Raw genomic sequence first — 19,492 nt, 5'->3', positions numbered from 1 at the left:
ACAATGGATGACATACGCAACATAAGGTCGTCTGAAACGTGATAATTCATGTAGTTTATTATTTTCTCTGTTTGATAATATGTAATGGAAGATGGGTTTCGTCAAAATGCTTTAAATACCCCGCTTGCTTTTTCAGACGACCCATCCTGCCAAATTTCCTTTTTACAAAAGCCATGAATATAATGAAATGCACCCTTTAAATAAACAGGAGTCCGCCATGTTACTGAGAAAAAGCCTTATTCCCGCCCTGTCTGCAGCACTGATACTGGGTTTTGCAACCCAACCTGCCGATGCAGCCGTCCACAAACACCATAAGCCCCACCACACTCAAACCAAAGCCAAACAAAGCAAGCTGCATCCTGCCTGCAAAAAATATCTTGACCGTCGCGCTGCATGGTACAAATCCAAAAGCAACAAAGCCGAGCTGAAAGAAAACGTCAAAGCCCGGAAAGCCTTCCGCCAACTGCCCTATAAAGAACAACGCATCCAATGCCAAGCGGCTTATGAAGCATTTGATGATTTCGACCACAGCAAATTCCGTCGCTAAAACGGATAAAGGTCGTCTGAAAAAACCAAACTGCACCCAAAAGTTGGATATTCCATCCAAACATACGGGTGCAGTTTTTATGACCAAAGTTACGCTTCAAATAACAAACCACATCCCATTATTTATACAGTCGCATAAGGCAACGCAGATGGAGGGCTTCTTTGCGGTATTAAACGAAATGCTCCTACCGTTCAGGAGAATTGACGGTGGACGAATATAATTGTATGGATTACTGCATCTGGGAGCGTTACAGTTTGAAAGTGAAAAAAGCTGGGCCCTGTCGTATACAGAACCCAGCTTATATAGAACGCCTAAATAGGGTTTTATGAACGTCCAAGATTTGGACGCAGCCCGGTTTTTCAGACGACCTTTTGACTGTTACGCAAGTTTGATTCGGAAAATTAACGCTCGCTCAATGCCTGTTTCATACGGGTAATCGGTTTGATCAGGTATTGGAAGATGGTTTTTTCTCCGGTTTTAATGTCCACTGTGGCAACCATGCCCGGAATAATCGGCATGTCTTTACCATTTTTGTCTTTCAGGGCGTTGTTCTCAGTTTGGACGATGACTCGGTAGTAAACTTGGTTGGGGTCGAGCTTCAGATCGTTGGCACGGCTTTGCATGGAGTTGCTGACGGTATCTGCGCCGACAAGGGTAACTTTGCCTTCCAATCCGCCGTAGATGGAGTAGTCATATGCGCTGACTTTGACCAGTGCGGGCTGTCCTGCGCGGACGAAGGCGATGTCTTGCGGACGGATATAGGCTTCGACAAGGAGTTTGTCATCAACGGGAACGATTTGCATGATTTCTTCGCCCGGGTTGACTACGCCGCCGATGGTATTGATTTTGATGTTTTTGACGATGCCGCGCATGGGGGAGCGGATTTGGGAGCGGTCAACCGGGTCGGCGCGCATTGCCATGTTTTCTTTGGATTGCGCCAGCTCGGATTCGGATTGCACGAGTTCGTTGTTGGCATCTGTCCTGTAACGGTTGCGGCGTTCGGCAATTTGCAGGGTCAGATCGCTGGATTCGCGGCGCATTTTGAGGAGTTCGACTTCGGACATAACACCTTGTGCAACCATAGGCGCAGTAATGGCGATTTCGCGGTCAAGCGCCGCTTTGCTTTGTACCAGACTTTGTACGGCATCGGTCATGGCTTGGCGGCGGGCGTTATATGCGGCGGTTTCGCGGCGGCGGAGTTCGGGGCTGACGCTGTTGGGGAACGTGAGTTTGCCGCCGTAAGCTTCGGCTTTCAGGCGGGCGATGGTGGCCTCGAGGTTTTGGACTTTGGCTTCGCTCTCGCGCAATACAGCAAGGCTGCGCGTATCGTCGAGCTTCAGCAGGATTTGGTCTTTTTCGACCAAATCGCCTTCTTTAACCATCATTTGGGTAATGACACCGGCGTCCAGGCTTTGGATGACTTGTTCGCGGCTGCTGGGGATAACGTTGCCGTTGCCGCGGGTTACTTCTTCGACGGTGCTGTTGTATGCCCATACGACAAAGACGACGAGCAGCAGGAAAAACAGGATGATGACCCAAAATTGGCCGCTGTGTTTTTCTTTTTGCAAGGCTGCATTCAAATCGTTAATGAGATGCAGGTCTTTGGATTTAACGTTGTTTTCGCTCATAATGATGAATCTTCGGTATCTGTTTGTTGTTTTCAAAGAGGTCGTCTGAAACGCTTTCCGTTTGTGTTTTCAGACGACCTTTTCCCTTTTCGTCATGCTTGCGCCGCTTCGCCGGGACGTTGGTTTTCCTGCGCTTGTTGTGCTGCTTTGACTTTGTTTTGCTCGTTTTGCATCAGTTTTTGCAACACTAAATCGCGCGGGCCGTCCATAACGACTTTGCCGTTTTCCATTACGATGATGCGGTTAACGATTTGCAGCACTTGCGGACGATGGGTGACCAAGAGCATGGTGCGGTTGCGTCCCCAGTGGGCAATCGCGTTCAATGCCATGCGTTCGGTACCTTGGTCGAGGCTGGTTGTCGGCTCGTCCAAAAGGACAACTTTGGGGTCGCGCAGTGTCATGCGTGCGAGGGCGATGATTTGTTTTTGACCGCCGGACAGGCCCAAACCGTCTTCACCCAAAGGCATATCCAAGCCTCTCGGGTGGTTGCGGATGATTTGGTCCAAACCGAAACGTTTGAGTGCGGTCAGCAGGTCTTGGTCGGTCGAATAGCTGTCGGTACGCGCCAAGTCCATGTTTTCGCGCAATGTACCCAAGAAAAGGCGTGGAGATTGGCTGAACAGGAGGACTTGGTTACGCAGGAAATTCGGATCAAGTTGGCGCATATCGACGCCGTCGAGGGTTACGTTGCCTTTTTCGGTGTCGTACAGACCGCTCGCCAGCTTCAGCATGGTACTTTTACCGCTGCCGATACGTCCGAGGATACCGACTTTTTCACCGGGTCGGATGTTGATACGCAACTCGTCAACTGCGTTGTTGCTTTCGTTTTTGTATTTGAACGTTACGTTTTCAAAGGCGATATTGCCTTGAACGTTATCCAAGGTAATGTATTTGCGTTCGGGGCTGCGTTCGATCGGACGAGAAACAATGTCGTTCACGCCTCTTAACGCCAGCTTCGCTTGTTGGAAGCGGGTAGCAAGGCCGGCAACTTGAGCCAACGGCGCCAATGCGCGGCCGGACAGGATGACGGAGGCAATCAGCGCACCCATGGTAATCCGTTCCGCATGGTTGTCGGCATGAATCAGATAGGTACCGACAACGACCAAAAAGACAGTATTGAGCTGCTGCATGGCAACGGCGAAGTTGACCATGAAGTTGCTGGTATCTTTAACTTTGATGGATGAGGCGGAGGTTTTGGCGGTATATTCGTCCCAGCGTTGTTGCGCCCATGAAGTCGCATTGTTGGTTTTCAGGGTTTCGATGCCTTCGATCGCTTCTACGGCAAGGCCTGAACGTTGCGAGCTTTCTTTCATGGATTCGTTAATGTGGCGCGACAATGGGCGTTGGACGATGAAGCCGACAATGACGACAATCGGAATAATCGCCAAAGGAACCAATGCCAGTTTGCCGCCGACTATCGAAATAACAAAGATAAACAGCAACAGGAACGGCAAGTCCACCAAAGTCAACAGGCTCGCGCTGGTCATGAATTCGCGTACGGATTCAAATTCGCGCAGGTTGTTGGCGTATGAACCGGACGAAGCGGGACGGTCGGCGAGACGCAATGCCATCACGCGGCGGAACAAGGCAGAGCTGATAATCAGGTCGGCCTTTTTACCGGCGATGTCGGTCAAATGGCCGCGTATCATCTTGGCGGCAAATTCGAACAAAATGGCGAGGACAACGCCAATACTCAAAACCCACAGGGTTTCATAGGCTTGGTTGGGAATGACGCGGTCGTACACGTTCATGACATACAACGAGCTGACCAAGGCGAGGAAGTTGATGATGACAGTCGCCAAAATCACTTGATAGTAATAGCTGCGGAAACGCCAAATGACTTTCCAAAACCATGCCTTGGGGAGGTGGTATTCAGGCAGTTCGGAACGCGTATCCGCCGCCATTTTGGGCTTGATAAACCAGCAGTAACCCAGATACAGACCGGAAAGCTGGTCATGATCAAGCTGCTGCTCCAAGCCATCTACCTGACGGATATGATATTTCCTGTTCCGACCCGAACCTTCGATATTGGTAATGACGGCTGCCTCTTCGTTGTGAAGAATGATCATCACAGGAACGGCAAGCGATGGAATGTCTTCCAGATTGCGCTTGGACAATGTGTTTTCAAAGCCGTGGCTGCGTAAGACTTCGACGAGGGAATGATAGTTGACATTGAGTTTTTTATCCCGCACCACCTCTGCCGTCAGCGCGGCTTCTGACACAGGCGCCCCTAAGAGACGGGTAACCAACACAATATGTTCGATGATTGCTTTCATGATAATTCGCGTAATGAGTAATGATGTTAAGATTTTATGTTATTGCTTCAAGCCTGCCCAATTCGCCATTTGCGCCTGCGCAGCCAGATAATCCAATGCGGCATCGCGGAAGTCGTTGCGCGCCGAAATGTTTTCCTGCTCGATGCTGGACAATTCATTGTATGCGCCTAAAACGTCGGTCAGCGTGCGGCGGGCGATTTTAAATTGCAGCTCGTAAGTTTTAACCACGTCTTTTTGAGCGGCAATATGTTGTGCGGCAATATCGGCACGGCGTTCGCTCTCGCGCATGTCGATTTCGGCGGTTTGGGTTTTTTCGGTAATATCGCGCATAATCTGCTCGGATTTCGATTCGGCGGCAATCAGTGCATCGGCATTTTTCTGTACATTATGCCGCGCGGCAACGTCTAAGACATTCCATGCCACATTTAAATAAAGCTGTCTGTTGTCGCGGTTCGCATTACCTTCCAGATTCACGGCAGGTAGGCGTTCTGCTTTGGAAACGTCCAAATCTGCCTTCACGCTGTCGCGCTCTGCCACCTGCGCCCGATAGGAAGGATTGGTATTGTTATCGGCGGTTTTGAAACGGCGAACCAATGATTCCGCGCTGTCGTTGGCAAACGGATCTTCCAAATCCTCTGCCGTCAACTGCCGTCCGGTGTAGCGGGACAAGCGGCTCAACGCCAATTCCATCGTGCGTTGTTGTTGCGCGATGGATGATTCGACCTGCAACAGGCGCGCACGCGCTTCAATGAGTTCGGAACGGCGGCCGCTATCGTATTTCACAATAATATTCAAATCTTTCAGGAGATTATTGTGTCGGACCAAGCTCTGACGGTTGATGCGCAAGATTTCTTTCGCGCGCAATGCGGTCAAATAGAGTTTGCCGATGTCGCTGCCCAGACGTTCCTGATTTTCGAAATAACGATGATGGTAGTATTGCTCTCTGTTTTTATCGCGCCGTACCGCCGCATTGATGGCGCCCCATGAATATACATTCAAAGTTCCGCGTATGCCGACACCGTCATTCATATCGTTGCTGGAATATTTGTTTTTCTGCGCCAAAACTTTGGTACCTGTCAGCGTCAACACGGGATAATGGCGCGCATGGGTAGCCTTCGTCGTACTTTTGGCCGAATCTTCGGTTGCTTTCGCTTCCTTCACAATCGGGTCAGACACCATGGCATCCCTTAAAATAGCCTGCAAAGGGTAGGCTTGCGCCGTTGCCGCGCATGCTGCCGCGCACACCGCGGCAGCAATTTGCCCGGTGCGGAAAACGGATGTTTTAGGACGATTCAAAAAAGTTTTTTTCTTCATATTATTCACAACAATACGGTTCGTCATTTATCAGATTGGCAGAGGGGTGGCCTGTTGCAAATCAATTCTTTGAGCATATTATCATTAATCGGAATCCCTGTTTTCAGATTGCGATAAAAGGTAGTTATCTGCTCCTGAAAGTAACATGGATGATATTCCTACTATTGCTAAATCACGACACCGTATTAAAAACGAGCAAAAGGTCGTCTGAAAACGACCTCCTGTTTACAGATGTCCGCCAATGATTTGCAACATTTGCGCCAGCACTTTCGGATTGGCTGCCACAATATCGCCGCTTTCCAGCCAGCCTTCATTGCCGGACATATCGGTAACGATACCGCCGGCTTCCTGCACAATCAGCGCGCCTGCAGCAATATCCCAAGGCTTGAGGTTGAACTCGAAGAAACCGTCCAAACGGCCGGCCGCTACGGCGCACAAATCCAACGAAGCCGCGCCTTCTCTGCGGCCTCCGGCCGTTTTTGCCAAAAAGTCTTTCAAAATAGCCAGATACTTGTCCATCATGCTTTGATCGACAACAGGGAAGCCTGTACCGATCAAGCAGCGGTTCAACTCAATGCGGGAAGAAACGCGGATACGGCGGTCGTTGAGCAACGCGCCTTTGCCGCGTGAAGCCATGTAAACATCGTTGCGTTCAGGTGCGTACACCAAAGCTTCCTGCAACACGCCTTTGTGCAGCAGCGCCATAGAAATCGCATATTGGGGATGGCCGTGTAAGAAGTTGGTCGTACCGTCGAGCGGATCGATAATCCATTCGTATTCCGCGGAGGCTTTGCCGTGAGAACCGCCTTCTTCGCAAGTGATTTTGTGATGCGGATAGGCCTCTTTGAGCGCTTCCACCAAAATCATTTCAGAATTGCGGTCAACGTCGGAAACGAAATCGTTGAATGCCTTGCTGTCAACTTTGACGGCATCCAGATTGCCGCTTGCGCGGATCATCATCTGCCCGGCTTTACGGGCGGCTTTGAAAGCGGTATTTAAAAACGGATTCATGGGTTTTCTTTCTAAATCAGGTAAAATACCGTCCGGCGCATCTGCACCGGACGCAACGTTTGTACGTTTCCGACGTTGTTAAAGAACATTTCAGACGACCTCTAAAGGCGAAAGGTCGTCTGAAAACAAAAAGATGGCGTATTATACCCGATTCCCGAACAAACCGAAAACAAAACATGACTTCAGCCAAGCCCGAATTGCCCGACTATCTCGGCAACATCCGCATCATCCTCACCCGCACCAGCCATCCTGCTAATATCGGCTCTGCCGCCCGCGCCATGAAGACCATGGGGCTGCACAAACTCACCATCGTCGCCCCGAATTTGATGTCCACGCCGATGACCGGGCAACCGCCCGTTTTCAACCCCGAAAACCCGCAAGATTTCCAACTGCCGGAGGAAAGTTTCATCCTCGCTTCCGGCGCGGCAGACGTATTGCACAACGCCGTAATTGCCGCCACACTCGACGAAGCCCTCGCCGACACCACGCTTGCCTGCGCCCTTACCAGCCGCCGTCGCGAAATCACTGCACCGCTGCAAACCCCGCGCGAACTGGTTCCCGAATTATTGCAGGCGGCACAACGCGGAGAACAAGTTGCCCTCGTCTTCGGCAACGAAACCTTCGGCTTGAGCATCGAAGAAGTGCAGGCATGCAACCGTCTGATGACCATCAACGGCAACCCCGACTATTTCTCGCTCAACCTCGCCCAAGCCGTTCAGGTCGTGTGTTACGAAATCTTCAGCCAGACCGATATGCCCATGACCCACCTGCAACAGGAAGACCACGCCGCCACCCACGAGCAAATCAAAGGCATGGTCGCCCACATGGAAAGCGTCATGGACGATATCGGCTTCTTCAACCGCCGCAACAGCGAACGCCTGATGCGCCGTATGCAAAGCCTGTTCGGCCGCGCTAACACGCAAACCGAAGACATCGACATCCTGCGCGGCTTTTTCAATACCGTCAGCCATCGCTTGAAGAAGAAAGACTGAAAAAGGTCGTCTGAAAAATAAAACTGCACCCTAAAAGTCGGACATCCCATCCAACTTCGGGTGCAGTTTTAAGACCAAATATATAGTGGATTAAATTTAAATCAGGACAAGGCGACGAAGCCGTAGACAGCACAGATAGTACGGAACCGATTCACTTGGTGCTTCAGCACCTTAGAGAATCGTTCTCTTTGAGCTAAGGCGAGGCAACGCCGTACTGGTTTAAAGTTAATCCACTATACATTACATTTCAAATACCAAGTATTAATTCACTACCTGCATATACATCAATTCAAACTCAGCAACAAATCTCTAAAAGCATTGGGATCTTTAATAAACGTCATTTCACCGGTTTGCGGAAAGTGAAAGTCTAAAAGACGCGACACCCAAAACCGGATACAGCCCGCTCTTTGGGCAATCGGGAAATATTCGCGTTCTTCATCAGACAAAGGCCTGATGCTTTCATACCCCCTGATAAAAGCATCTTGCAAGGAACTATCCAGCTTGTTCTCCGCTGTTCTTGCCCAGTCATTGACGGCAATGGCCAGGTCATACATAAAATTTCCGTCGCAGGCATAGTAAAAATCGATAAAGCCTGCCACCTTCTCCCCATCCAATAAAACATTATCCTTAAACAAATCGGCATGGATAATACCTGAAGGCAGATGATTACCCGGATTACCATCTAAATCAGAAATCTCCTTTTGCAGCAAAGCCGCGTCATCTTCACTCAATACCGGTAAAAGCTGACTGCAAGCATCATGCCACCAACGGTCGTAACGCGGATTAGCCATTTTTTGCGGAAAACTCTGTCCGGCAATATGCATTTTTGCCAACATGGCCCCTGTATTGAAACATTGCATTTCCGTTGCCCAGCCGGTATCAGAGCCATTCAGGCAAGTAACCAGACAGGCAGGTTTGCCCACCAAGACAGAATCCAGCTTACCATCCTTGCGTACAATCGGAGCAGGACAAGCCACGCCATTGCTACTCAGATGCCGGCTCAATTCCAGAAAAAACGGCAACTCCTCTTGCTTCAATACCTCGAATACCGTTAAAACGTAACGCCCCGTCGTGGTGGTCAAAAAATAATTGCTGTTTGTAATCCCCTGCGCAATTCCCTGCAACGATACAAAACCGCCCAAATCGTATTGGGTCAAAAACGCCCGCATTTCCTCATCAGAAACACTTGTATAGACAGACATAGTGCAAACCTATCAATAGAAAATATAAGGGGCAATCATACCAAAAAATTCCCCTGCCAAACAGGCAAACGCCAAGCTCGCGCCATAGTCATAAAAAACAAAAAGGTCGTCTGAAAATATTTTCAGACGACCTTTTGCTTGTTGATCTCAATTAAGCTTGTTTATTCCAACGCTCAATCGATTCTTTAATGACTTGTTTCGCTTCTTCAACATCACCCCAAGATTCGACTTTGGTCGTACCTGCTTTTTTCAAGTCTTTGTAGTGGTTAAAATGGAATTCGATTTGCTTGATTAATTGTTGCGACAAATCAGACAATGTTTTGTACGCATTGCCATTGTTGCGGTCGTCGGCAGGAACGCAAACGATTTTATCGTCAACCTCGCCGTCATCAACAAATTTCATCACGCCAATGACGCGCGCTTCCAGAAAAATGCCGGTAGCCAATGGCTGCTCTGTCACCAACAAGACATCCAATTCATCGCCATCTTCGTCTAAAGTCTGAGGGATAAAACCGTAGTTTGTAGGTTTGGAAAAAATTGCAGGTTCAACACGGTCGAGTTGGAAAGCCGCTAATTTGCGGTTCCATTCGATTTTATGATTGCTGCCTGCAGGAATTTCGTTCACAACATTAATAATGCCGCCATCGACATCACCCGGCGTCAAGATTTTATTAAAATCTGCCATTTTGCGCTCCTTATAAACAATTGCAAAAGTTAAACGCCGAAAGTATAACAAACAAAAGACATTTCTGGAAATGTCTCGCTTTCCGCCTAATTCATGACGGCAAAATTCTTCCGAACATCTCAAAACCATGAACATAACGGCACAAGGCAGCATTGCTCACAAATTTTATTCGATTTATTTCTAGATTTATTTCTATGTTAAATGTACAAAAACAGCACAAAATAAAAATCGACTCCTATATCGGAGTCGATTTTTATCGGGCTTAATGCCTATCTATGCTTACAGGGCATCTTTCAATGCTTTACCGGCACGGAATTTAGGAGTTTTAGCAGCAGCGATGGTCAGAGGCTCGCCGGTTTTAGGGTTGCGGCCTTGACGTTCTGCGCGTTCGCCAACGTAGAAAGTACCGAAACCGACCAGAGTTACGGTGTCGCCTTTTTTCAGAGCGTTGGTTACAGCATTGGTAGTGGCATCCAGAGCTTTTTGGGCGGCAGCTTTAGAAATGCCGGCTTCTTGAGCAATTGCTTCGATCAATTCAGACTTATTCACAATCAGTCCCTTCCTATCGTTGAAAATAATGAAATGCCCGAATACTCGGGGCTTCGTACTTTTGAGTACCTTTGCGCTTTATAGCAATTCTGAAAATACCGTGTCAAGCAAAAAATGCGGAATTGCCCTATTTTACAGGCTTTCAAGGCAAACCCGCATCTTTTGCAACACATTTTTTACAAAATCAGTGTTTGGTCGCTTTCGCCCTTGACTTAGGCTTGGTGGCTTCAACCTGCGCCTCTTCGGTACTTAAAGGCGCAACCCAAGGTGTCGGCTGGCTTTCCAAGCCCAAAGCAAGGACTTCGTCTATCCATTTGACCGGATGGATGGTCAGGCCGGTTTTCACGTTTTCAGGGATTTCTTCCAAGTCTTTGACGTTGTCTTTCGGAATCAGGACGTGTTTGATGCCGCCGCGCAAGGCAGCCAACAGTTTTTCCTTCAAACCGCCGATTGGCAAGACTTCGCCGCGCAGGGTGATTTCGCCTGTCATCGCCACATCGGCGCGCACCGGAATTTTGGTAAAGGCAGACACCATCGCCAAAGTCATGGCGATACCTGCGCTCGGACCGTCTTTCGGCGTCGCACCTTCGGGAACGTGAACATGGATGTCTTTTTTCTCGTAAAAATCAGGAGCCAAACCCACTGATTCTGCACGGGAACGGACAACAGACCATGCCGCGGACACAGATTCCTTCATCACGTCGCCCAACTGGCCGGTACACTGAATCACGCCCTTGCCCGGCAACGCCACGGCTTCGACAGTCAGCAATTCGCCGCCGACTTCCGTCCACGCCAAACCGGTAACCTGTCCGATACGGTTTTCACTTTCGGCAACGCCGTAATCGAAGCGGCGCACGCCCAAGTAGTCATGCAGGTTTTTCTCATTGACTTTAACCGCCTTAGGCTTGGCTTTGCTGGTTTTCTTGGTTTCAGACGACCTCTTCTTATCTTCGTTCAAGGTAATCTGCATCACCACCTTGCGGCAGATTTTGGCAATCTCGCGATCAAGCGAACGTACACCGGCTTCACGGGTGTAATAACGGATGATATCGCGTACCGCACTTTCTTCGACGACCAATTCGCCTTCTTTCACGCCGTTGCGTTTCATTTGCTTCGGCACGAGATACTGCATGGCGATATTGATTTTCTCGTCTTCGGTATAGCCGGACAAACGGATGATTTCCATGCGGTCAAGCAACGGAGTCGGAATGTTCAGGCTATTAGATGTGGCGATAAACATCACATCGCTCAAGTCATAATCCACTTCCGCATAATGATCGGCAAACTTGTTGTTTTGCTCAGGATCAAGCACCTCAAGCAACGCGCTGGCAGGATCGCCTCGGAAGTCGCTGCCCAATTTGTCGATTTCGTCAAGCAGGAACAGCGGATTCTTCACGCCTGCCTTAGCCATGTTTTGCAGGATTTTGCCGGGCATAGAGCCGATATAGGTACGGCGGTGGCCGCGGATTTCGCTTTCATCGCGCACGCCGCCCAAAGCCATGCGGACATATTGACGGCCTGTTGCTTTGGCAATGGATTCGCCCAAAGAGGTTTTACCCACCCCCGGAGGACCGACCAAACACAGAATCGGACCTTTAAGCTTGTCCATACGTTTTTGGACGGCAAGGTATTCCAAAATCCGTTCTTTGACTTTTTCCAAGCCATAGTGGTCGGCGTTCAACACCAAATCGGCTTTGGCAATGTCTTTGCTGACGCGGGATTTTTTCTTCCACGGCAGCTCAAGCAAAGTATCGATGTAGTTGCGTACCACGGTAGATTCCGCAGACATAGGCGGCATCATTTTGAGCTTTTTCAGTTCAGACAGGCATTTCTCTTCGGCTTCTTTGGTCATGCCCGCTTCTTTGATTTTTGCTTCCAAAGCATCCAGTTCGCCGCGTTCGTCTTCTTCACCCAATTCTTTCTGAATCGCTTTCACTTGCTCGTTCAGATAATACTCGCGCTGGGATTTTTCCATCTGGCGTTTGACACGGCCGCGGATGCGTTTTTCGACCTGCATGATGTCGAGTTCGGATTCCAACTGGGCAAGCAGAAACTCCATACGGCCGATAATGCCGAAGGTTTCCAAAATCTGTTGGCGCTGCTCCAGTTTCAACTGCAAATGCGCCGCAATCGTGTCCACCAAACGGCTGTTATCATCGATACCGTTGATGGTATTGATGATTTCGGCAGGGATTTTTTTATTTAACTTGGCGTATTGGTCAAACTGGGTAAGCAGCGTGCGGCGAATGGCTTCAATATCGGGATTGTCCGCATCCGCATACTCATCGACAGCTTCGACATGTGACAGGAACAGTCCGCCGCTCTCTTCAATGGTCAACACCCTGCCGCGCCGGATACCTTCGACCAACACTTTTACCGTGCCGTCAGGCAGCTTCAACACCTGCAAAACCTGCGCGACCGTACCCGTACGGTGCAAATCGGACGCAGTCGGATCTTCGGTGTTCGGGTCGATTTGCGCCAGCAAAAACACCGGATCGTCATTCGCCATTGCCGCTTCCAATGCCGCAATGGATTTCGGGCGGCCTACAAACAGCGGCAGCACCATATGCGGATAAACGACGACATCGCGTAAAGGCAGGGTTGCCAGTGCGCTGTATTCCTCAAAATGCTTTTCTTTTGTCGGCATATTGTTCTCTACTTGGTAATAAATTCGGAATGTGGCTTAAATTGGGATGGAAAAGCGTATTTCAAGACTTGAAAAAGCCGATGTACGCTTCTATTTTTATCGGCAACTTTTTGCGATAAAATACACGCCGTTCGAGGTCGTCTGAAAGGCTGGAAACTTTTCAGACGACCTCTCGGCATACAGCACATCAGGAGTCAGCCATGACCGACCAAACCTCACTCATCGAATTCCCCTGCCAATTCCCCATCAAAGTCATGGGCAACGCGCATCCCGAATTTGAAAAAAATATCTTGGAAACCGTCCGCCAGCACGCGCCCGATACCGAACCCCACCACATCACCACCCGCCAGAGCAGCAAGGGCAACTATACCGGCGCAACCGTCAAAGTAAACGTCGAAAGCAAAGAGCAACTGGACAAAATCTACCGCGCCCTGACCGATCACGAAATGGTGAAAGTGGTGTACTGATATGAAAATCGTGCAGAAAGGCATGGTCGAGTACCAACCGACTTTCGAAGCCATGAAAGCGTTCAACGCAGCCCGCGACGAACATACCGAAGACGAATTATGGGTGGTCGAGCATCCGCCCGTCTTCACACAAGGGCTGGCAGGCAAACCGGAACACCTCCTGATCCGCGACGACATACCCGTCGTCCAAATCGACCGGGGCGGACAAATCACTTATCACGGTCCCGGCCAGTTGGTCATCTACACCATGATCAACTTCAAACGCCGCAAAACCAGCGTCCGCAACATCGTCTCCGCGCTTGAAAACAGCATCATCGCCACGTTGGCGGAATACGGAATCGAAGCGGCGGCAGACCCGAAACGCCCCGGCGTTTATGTCGGTGAGCGCAAAATCGCCTCACTCGGTTTGCGCATCAAAGACGGTTCCGTTTATCACGGTCTGGCATTAAACGTAAACATGGACTTAAGCCCGTTTACCCACATCAATCCCTGCGGCTATGCCGGCATGGAAATGACACAAATCGCGGATTTTATCCAACCCTGTCCCACCTTGGATGAGGTTGCACAAAAACTGACCGCACACCTCGAGACACAACTCACACCGAAAGCGAACAATTAATGAGCGAAATCAAAGTTGACGATCCCAAACGCGGCGTCAAACTCAAAGGCGCGGATAAAACCGCCCGCATCCCCATCAAAGTCGTCCCCCTTCAGGAAAAACTGAAAAAGCCCGAATGGATACGCGCCAAGCTGCCGTCACGAAAATTCTTTGAAATCAAAGACATTTTGCGCGAACAAAAAATGCACACCGTTTGCGAAGAAGCCTCCTGCCCGAACATCGGCGAATGTTTCAGCAAAGGCACAGCGACCTTCATGATTATGGGCGACATTTGTACCCGACGTTGCCCGTTCTGCGACGTGGGACACGGCCGCCCGAATATGCTTGACCCCGACGAACCGAAACACCTCGCAGAATCCGTCAAAGCCATGAACCTGCGTTACGTCGTCATCACTTCCGTTGACCGCGACGACCTGCGCGACGGCGGCGCACAGCATTTCGCCGACTGCATCAAAGCCATCCGCGAAACCAGTCCGAATACCAAAATCGAAATCCTCGTTCCCGACTTCCGCGGCCGCTTGGACATCGCTCTGAAAATCCTTGCCGAAACCCCGCCCGACGTGATGAACCACAACTTGGAAACCCATCCGAGCCTGTACAAAAAAGCCCGTCCGGGTGCCAACTATCAGCATTCCCTCGACCTGCTGCGCCGCTACAAAGAAATGATGCCGCACATCCCGACCAAATCCGGCATCATGGTCGGCTTGGGCGAGACAGACGAAGACGTGCGCGAAATCATGCGCGATATGCGGGCGCACAATATCGAGATGATTACCATCGGTCAGTACCTCCAGCCTTCAGACGGACACCTGCCCGTCTTGCGCTATGTCACGCCCGACCAGTTCAAAATCTTCGAAAAAGAAGCATACGAACTGGGCTTCACCAACGCCGCCATCGGCGCCATGGTCCGCTCAAGCTACCATGCCGACGAGCAGGCTGCCGAAGCATTGCGCGAAAGTCATGGCGGCGGTTGCGGCCATCATTGATAACAAAAGGTCGTCTGAAAATTTTCAGACGACCTTTTTTCAAACAAGCAGCTTAGGCTTTATACATCATACGTTCCCATTACGCTTGCGCTGTCCAAGATATGTCCCTGCATGGCGAAATGCAGGTCGTTGAAGCGGAAGCCGCGCGGTAGGTTTAATACGGTGTCGAGTGCGTAAACGATGAGTTCGTAGCGGTGGCGGCAGTTGGGCGGATACATGCCGCCGTAGCCTGTGGCTTCTTCGATGTCCAACTTGCCCAACAGGCTCGCCCAACTGTTTGCGCCTTGCGTGTAGTCGGTGGCGGTCAGACTTTCGTTTTCGGCGACGGAGGTGCGTTTGAGGTCGGCAATCAGCCAGTGTGTCCACACAAATCCGCTGGCGGTAATGGCGTCTTTGTCTTCCAAAACGACGGCAAAGGATTTCGTGCCTTCGGGCGCGCCGCTGATTTCAAAGGGAATGGAATAAGTCGGCATATTGTTCGGACTAAACTGACTGCCGCGTTTGCCGTATTTGTCTTCAAATTCGCCGTTGACAATGGCTGAAGTCGTTACCTGCATAGTGTTCTCCTATGGGTTGGGGAAGGGGTCGTCTGAAAAAGGAAGGCTTGTTCAGACGGTGGGTGGATTGTCCGGTTTGCTATGGCTGCCGTTTTCAGACGACCTGTTTTTATACCTGCCAGTCTATCGGCGTTATGCCTTTTTCCTGCAAATAAGCATTGGCTCGGGAAAAGTGTTTGCAGCCGAAGAAACCGCGATAGGCGGACAGCGGCGAGGGGTGCGGCGCGCTGAGGACGAGATGGCGGCTGCGGTCGATAAACGCGCCTTTTTTCTGCGCGTGGCTGCCCCAAAGCATGAAGACGACGTGTTCGCGGTTTTGGTTGATTTGGTTGACCACTTCGTCAGTAAAGCGCTCCCAACCCAATGTGGCATGGGAATGCGCCTGTCCCGCGCGGACGGTCAGTACGGTATTGAGCAGTAAAACGCCCTGCTCCGCCCAATGTTGCAGATAGCCGTGTTGCGGGATACGGAAGCCTTCGATGTCGTCCGCCAGCTCTTTGTAAATATTGGCCAACGAGGGAGGGACGGCGACGCCTTCGCGGACGGAAAACGCCAGCCCGTGCGCCTGTCCTGCACCGTGATACGGGTCTTGCCCCAAAATCACGACTTTGACGTTACCGAATTCGGTTGCTTTAAAGGCGTTGAACACGTCTTCGGCAGGCGGATAGATAATCCGCCCCATGCCGCGCTCTTTCTTGACGGTTTCGATGATGTGTTGGAAATAGGATTCGGACTTTTCCGAGCCGATTGCTTCGTGCCAAGTTTGCATATTGATGCCTTCATGATCGTGAAAAATGATTATAACGCAGCAAAATGGAGATGACGCCTTTTCTGCCGACCTTCCATTTCCTCCTGACGTATCAAATAAAATATTGTCATGATTGAATTGTCAGTCAGCCTTTGTACCGTTATGATTGAGTCTGTCCCACCCGAATCTTAAGGAATCTATATGACTACTTGGTTTATCGTTGCCGCCGCCGTCCTGATTGTCGAGCTGTTTGTCGGTACTGTATATCTCTTGGTTGTCAGCGCGGCTTTGTTCGGCGCGGGATTGGTGTATTGGCTGACCGGTAATAATTCGATTGCCGTTGCTGCGGCAGCCGTTTTATCCGCCGTCGGTATCTGGGTGGTACACAGTAAATTCAAAAAAACTGCGCCCCGCCAAGAATTGAACGATGATTTGGACATCGGACAGACCGTTCAAATCCTCCGCCGCCTTCACGGCGATTGTTATGAAGTTTCGTATCGGGGAACGTACTGGCAGGCGCAGGCTGAAAATGCCGATGCCGTTCAGACGACCTCTACCGCCGTGATTACCGGTAAAAACGGTAATGTTTTACTCATTCGTTTAAATTGATTGATAAAATCGAAAGGAGCATCATGGGCGAATTGATTACCCTTCCTGAAAATATTCATCTATTAATATTAATCTTTGCTCTCACCGCATAAGGAAAAAACAATGGAATTTTTATACAGCTTTCCCGTCATCCTGTTGCTTGTCGTCGTAATTTTCGGCTTCAAAGCCTTTATCGTCGTGCCGCAACAGGAAGTTTACGTCGTCGAACGCCTCGGCAGATTTCACAACGCGCTGACCGCCGGTCTGAACATTCTGATTCCTTTCGTTGACCGCGTCGCCTACCGCCACTCGCTCAAAGAAGTGCCTTTGGACGTTCCCAGCCAAGTCTGCATCACCCGCGACAACACCCAGCTTACCGTTGACGGCATCATCTACTTCCAAGTAACCGATCCGAAACTCGCTTCTTACGGCTCCAGCAACTATATCATGGCGATTACCCAACTTGCCCAAACCACGCTGCGTTCGGTTATCGGCCGCATGGAGTTGGACAAAACGTTTGAAGAACGCGACGAAATCAACAGCATCGTCGTTTCCGCGCTCGATGAAGCGGCAGGCGCATGGGGCGTGAAAGTATTGCGTTACGAAATCAAAGACTTGGTTCCGCCGCAAGAAATCCTGCGTTCTATGCAGGCGCAAATTACCGCCGAACGTGAAAAACGCGCCCGCATCGCCGAATCCGAAGGCCGCAAAATCGAGCAAATCAACCTTGCCAGCGGTCAGCGCGAAGCGGAAATCCAACAGTCCGAAGGTGAAGCGCAAGCCGCCATCAACGCGTCAAACGGTGAAAAAATCGCCCGCATCAACCGCGCACAAGGTGAAGCCGAAGCCCTGCGTCTGGTTGCCGAAGCCAACGCCGACGCCATCCGCAAAATCGCCGAGGCAGTCCGCTCAGAGGGCGGTTCCGAAGCCGTCAACCTGAAAGTTGCTGAGCAATATGTCGCCGCCTTCAGCAATTTGGCAAAAGAAAGCAACACGCTGATTATGCCTGCCAACGTCGCCGACATCGGCAGCCTGGTTTCAGCCGGACTGAAGATTATCGACAGCAACAAAGCGGCAAAATAAACCTTACGTTTTGCCACAAGGTCGTCTGAAAACGAGTGCAACGCGTTTCGCTACCATAAACAGCGGATTTCGCCAAACCGTTTTTCAGACGACCTTTATTCACATGATGGCAGACAGGATGCCCATCTGACCAAGCTTCAATATAGTGGATTAAATTTAAATCAGGACAAGGCGACGAAGCCGCAGACAGTACAGATAGTACGGAACCGATTCACTTGGTGCTTCAGCACCTTAGAGAATCGTTCTCTTTGAGCTAAGGCGAGGCAACGCCGTACTGGTTTAAAGTTAATCCACTATACATTCTGATTGTTACCAAAGACCAATTCAATGACTCAGAAAACACACACCATCAAAACCTACCTCGTCGGCGGCGCCGTCCGCGATTATCTTTTAGGTTTGCCCGTCAAAGACCGCGATTGGGTGGTCGTCGGCGCTGACGCGCAAACCATGCTGGCGCAAGGCTTCCAGCCGGTCGGCAAAGATTTTCCCGTATTCCTCCATCCCAAAACCCACGAAGAATACGCCCTCGCCCGTACCGAACGTAAAACCGCCAAGGGCTATGCCGGTTTCAGTTTCCACGCCGACAAAGACGTTACGCTGGAGCAAGACTTGATGCGCCGCGACCTGACCATCAACGCGATGGCGCAGGATTCAGACGACCTCATCATCGACCCCTTCGGCGGACAACAGGATTTGGCGGCGGGCATTTTGCGCCACGTCTCGCCCGCCTTTGCCGAAGACCCCGTCCGCATCCTGCGTACCGCCCGCTTTGCCGCTCGCTACGGTTTTGAAATCGCCGAAGAAACCATGAAGCTGATGCGGCAGATGGTGGAAAACGGCGAAGCGGACGCTTTGGTTGCCGAACGCGTCTGGCAGGAGTTGGCGAAAGGTTTGATGGAAAAAAATCCCCGCAGGATGATTGAAGTATTGCGCGAATGCGGCGCGCTCGAAGTCTTGCTGCCTGAGGTCGATGCCCTCTTCGGCGTGCCGCAACGCGCCGACTATCATCCCGAAATCGACAGCGGCATCCATACGCTGATGGTACTGCAACGCGCCGCCGATATGGGGCTGAGCCTGCCCGAACGCTACGCCGCCCTGCTGCACGATTTGGGCAAAGCCAAAACCCCGCCCGACATCCTGCCCAAACACCACGGACACGACCTCAACGGCGTCGAACCCGTGCGCGAAGTCAATCAGAAGCTGCGCGCGCCGAGACACTGCGCCGAGCTTGCCGAACTTGTCTGCCGCTGGCACATTATGTTCCACCAAGTCGGGCAGCTCAAAAACAAAACCATCTTAACCGTTTTGAAAAAAACCGACGCTTTCAGACGACCCGAACGCTTCGCTGCCGCCCTGAACGTCTGCATTGCCGACAAACAAGGTCGTCTGAACCGCGAAAACGCCCCCTACCCGCAACGCGCGCACTGGCTCGCCCTGCTCGAAGCCGCCAACCAAGTGGATTCGGGCAAAATCGCCGCCGAATGCCGCGCGCAGGAAAAAGCGCACCTTATCGCCGAAGAAATCGACCGGGCGCGGTTGGCAAAAATTGCTCCTTTGCAAAAAGCGTATAAGACAGAAAAATAGGAAGCTCTA

The 19,492-nt window shown here is 50.8% G+C and carries 18 protein-coding genes; 8 read left to right on the top strand and 10 right to left on the bottom strand.

All coding sequences use genetic code 11. The annotated features are described in order from the left end of the window. Positions 1-217 precede the first annotated feature (217 nt). Positions 218-547 carry a hypothetical protein gene (locus MON40_RS06475; RefSeq protein ID WP_003778484.1) on the top strand — a complete coding sequence of 110 codons (330 nt, stop codon included), beginning with the start codon at positions 218-220 and terminating at the stop codon, positions 545-547. Between the two features lie 401 nt (positions 548-948). Here the strand turns inward: MON40_RS06475 and MON40_RS06470 are convergent, their stop codons facing one another. From MON40_RS06470 to MON40_RS06455, 4 genes are all read right to left on the bottom strand, one after another. Continuing rightward, on the bottom strand, positions 949-2,175 hold the full coding sequence (locus MON40_RS06470; RefSeq protein ID WP_003756845.1) for an HlyD family type I secretion periplasmic adaptor subunit: 1,227 nt from the start codon (positions 2,173-2,175) through the stop codon (positions 949-951). Between the two features lie 92 nt (positions 2,176-2,267). Beyond that, positions 2,268-4,451, bottom strand: coding sequence for a type I secretion system permease/ATPase (locus MON40_RS06465; RefSeq protein ID WP_003767962.1), 2,184 nt, complete (start codon positions 4,449-4,451; stop codon positions 2,268-2,270). Between the two features lie 39 nt (positions 4,452-4,490). Beyond that, positions 4,491-5,792, bottom strand: a complete 1,302-nt coding sequence (locus tag MON40_RS06460) for a TolC family protein (protein WP_242926035.1) — start codon at positions 5,790-5,792, stop codon at positions 4,491-4,493. Positions 5,793-5,990: 198 nt separating this feature from the next. Next, positions 5,991-6,776, bottom strand: a complete 786-nt coding sequence (locus MON40_RS06455) for an inositol monophosphatase family protein (protein WP_003767904.1) — start codon at positions 6,774-6,776, stop codon at positions 5,991-5,993. Positions 6,777-6,952: 176 nt separating this feature from the next. Between MON40_RS06455 and MON40_RS06450 the strand changes: the two genes are divergently transcribed. After that, positions 6,953-7,768 carry an RNA methyltransferase gene (locus MON40_RS06450; protein ID WP_036492859.1) on the top strand — a complete coding sequence of 272 codons (816 nt, stop codon included), beginning with the start codon at positions 6,953-6,955 and terminating at the stop codon, positions 7,766-7,768. A 284-nt stretch (positions 7,769-8,052) separates the two neighbouring features. Here the strand turns inward: MON40_RS06450 and thrB are convergent, their stop codons facing one another. From thrB to lon, 4 genes are all read right to left on the bottom strand, one after another. Continuing rightward, positions 8,053-8,970, bottom strand: a complete 918-nt coding sequence (thrB, locus tag MON40_RS06445) for a homoserine kinase (protein ID WP_003778475.1) — start codon at positions 8,968-8,970, stop codon at positions 8,053-8,055. A gap of 151 nt (positions 8,971-9,121) precedes the next feature. Continuing rightward, on the bottom strand, positions 9,122-9,655 hold the full coding sequence (locus MON40_RS06440; protein WP_039862995.1) for an inorganic diphosphatase: 534 nt from the start codon (positions 9,653-9,655) through the stop codon (positions 9,122-9,124). A gap of 279 nt (positions 9,656-9,934) precedes the next feature. Continuing rightward, positions 9,935-10,204: an HU family DNA-binding protein gene (locus MON40_RS06435; RefSeq protein WP_003677477.1), complete on the bottom strand. Its 270-nt coding sequence runs from the start codon at positions 10,202-10,204 to the stop codon at positions 9,935-9,937. A 184-nt stretch (positions 10,205-10,388) separates the two neighbouring features. Further along, positions 10,389-12,851 carry an endopeptidase La gene (gene lon, locus MON40_RS06430; RefSeq protein WP_003778471.1) on the bottom strand — a complete coding sequence of 821 codons (2,463 nt, stop codon included), beginning with the start codon at positions 12,849-12,851 and terminating at the stop codon, positions 10,389-10,391. 200 nt (positions 12,852-13,051) lie between these two features. Between lon and MON40_RS06425 the strand changes: the two genes are divergently transcribed. The 3 genes from MON40_RS06425 to lipA are packed head-to-tail and all read left to right on the top strand — an operon-like array spanning position 13,052 to position 14,923. Further along, complete coding sequence (locus tag MON40_RS06425; RefSeq protein ID WP_003756826.1) at positions 13,052-13,318, top strand: HP0495 family protein; 267 nt, start codon at positions 13,052-13,054, stop codon at positions 13,316-13,318. Position 13,319: 1 nt separating this feature from the next. Beyond that, positions 13,320-13,937: a lipoyl(octanoyl) transferase LipB gene (gene lipB, locus MON40_RS06420; RefSeq protein ID WP_003778469.1), complete on the top strand. Its 618-nt coding sequence runs from the start codon at positions 13,320-13,322 to the stop codon at positions 13,935-13,937. Further along, a complete protein-coding gene (lipA, locus tag MON40_RS06415) occupies positions 13,937-14,923 on the top strand; it encodes a lipoyl synthase (protein WP_003778467.1) in 987 nt (328 codons plus the stop codon). The genes lipB and lipA overlap by 1 nt, the downstream gene beginning before the upstream one ends. 59 nt (positions 14,924-14,982) lie before the next feature. Here lipA and MON40_RS06410 read toward each other — a convergent pair whose 3' ends face one another. Beyond that, positions 14,983-15,480: a YbhB/YbcL family Raf kinase inhibitor-like protein gene (locus MON40_RS06410; RefSeq protein WP_003778466.1), complete on the bottom strand. Its 498-nt coding sequence runs from the start codon at positions 15,478-15,480 to the stop codon at positions 14,983-14,985. A gap of 109 nt (positions 15,481-15,589) precedes the next feature. Next, positions 15,590-16,249 (bottom strand): uracil-DNA glycosylase, encoded by a 660-nt coding sequence (gene ung, locus MON40_RS06405; RefSeq protein ID WP_003778463.1) that lies wholly within the window; start codon positions 16,247-16,249, stop codon positions 15,590-15,592. Between the two features lie 180 nt (positions 16,250-16,429). Here ung and MON40_RS06400 point away from each other — a divergent pair, with 180 nt between their 5' ends. The 3 genes from MON40_RS06400 (at position 16,430) to MON40_RS06390 (ending at position 19,483) form a co-directional block, all read left to right on the top strand. Further along, positions 16,430-16,837, top strand: coding sequence for an NfeD family protein (locus tag MON40_RS06400; RefSeq protein WP_003778461.1), 408 nt, complete (start codon positions 16,430-16,432; stop codon positions 16,835-16,837). A 102-nt stretch (positions 16,838-16,939) separates the two neighbouring features. Next, positions 16,940-17,899 (top strand): SPFH domain-containing protein, encoded by a 960-nt coding sequence (locus tag MON40_RS06395; RefSeq protein ID WP_003767900.1) that lies wholly within the window; start codon positions 16,940-16,942, stop codon positions 17,897-17,899. A gap of 348 nt (positions 17,900-18,247) precedes the next feature. Then, positions 18,248-19,483, top strand: a complete 1,236-nt coding sequence (locus tag MON40_RS06390; RefSeq protein ID WP_039863036.1) for a multifunctional CCA addition/repair protein — start codon at positions 18,248-18,250, stop codon at positions 19,481-19,483. The last annotated feature ends 9 nt before the right edge of the window (positions 19,484-19,492 follow it).

The organism is Neisseria macacae ATCC 33926 (assembly GCF_022749495.1).
GTDB classification, from domain to species: domain Bacteria; phylum Pseudomonadota; class Gammaproteobacteria; order Burkholderiales; family Neisseriaceae; genus Neisseria; species Neisseria macacae.
Note: the sequence above shows the minus strand (reverse complement) of the source record. Positions and strands in the feature narration are given on the sequence as shown.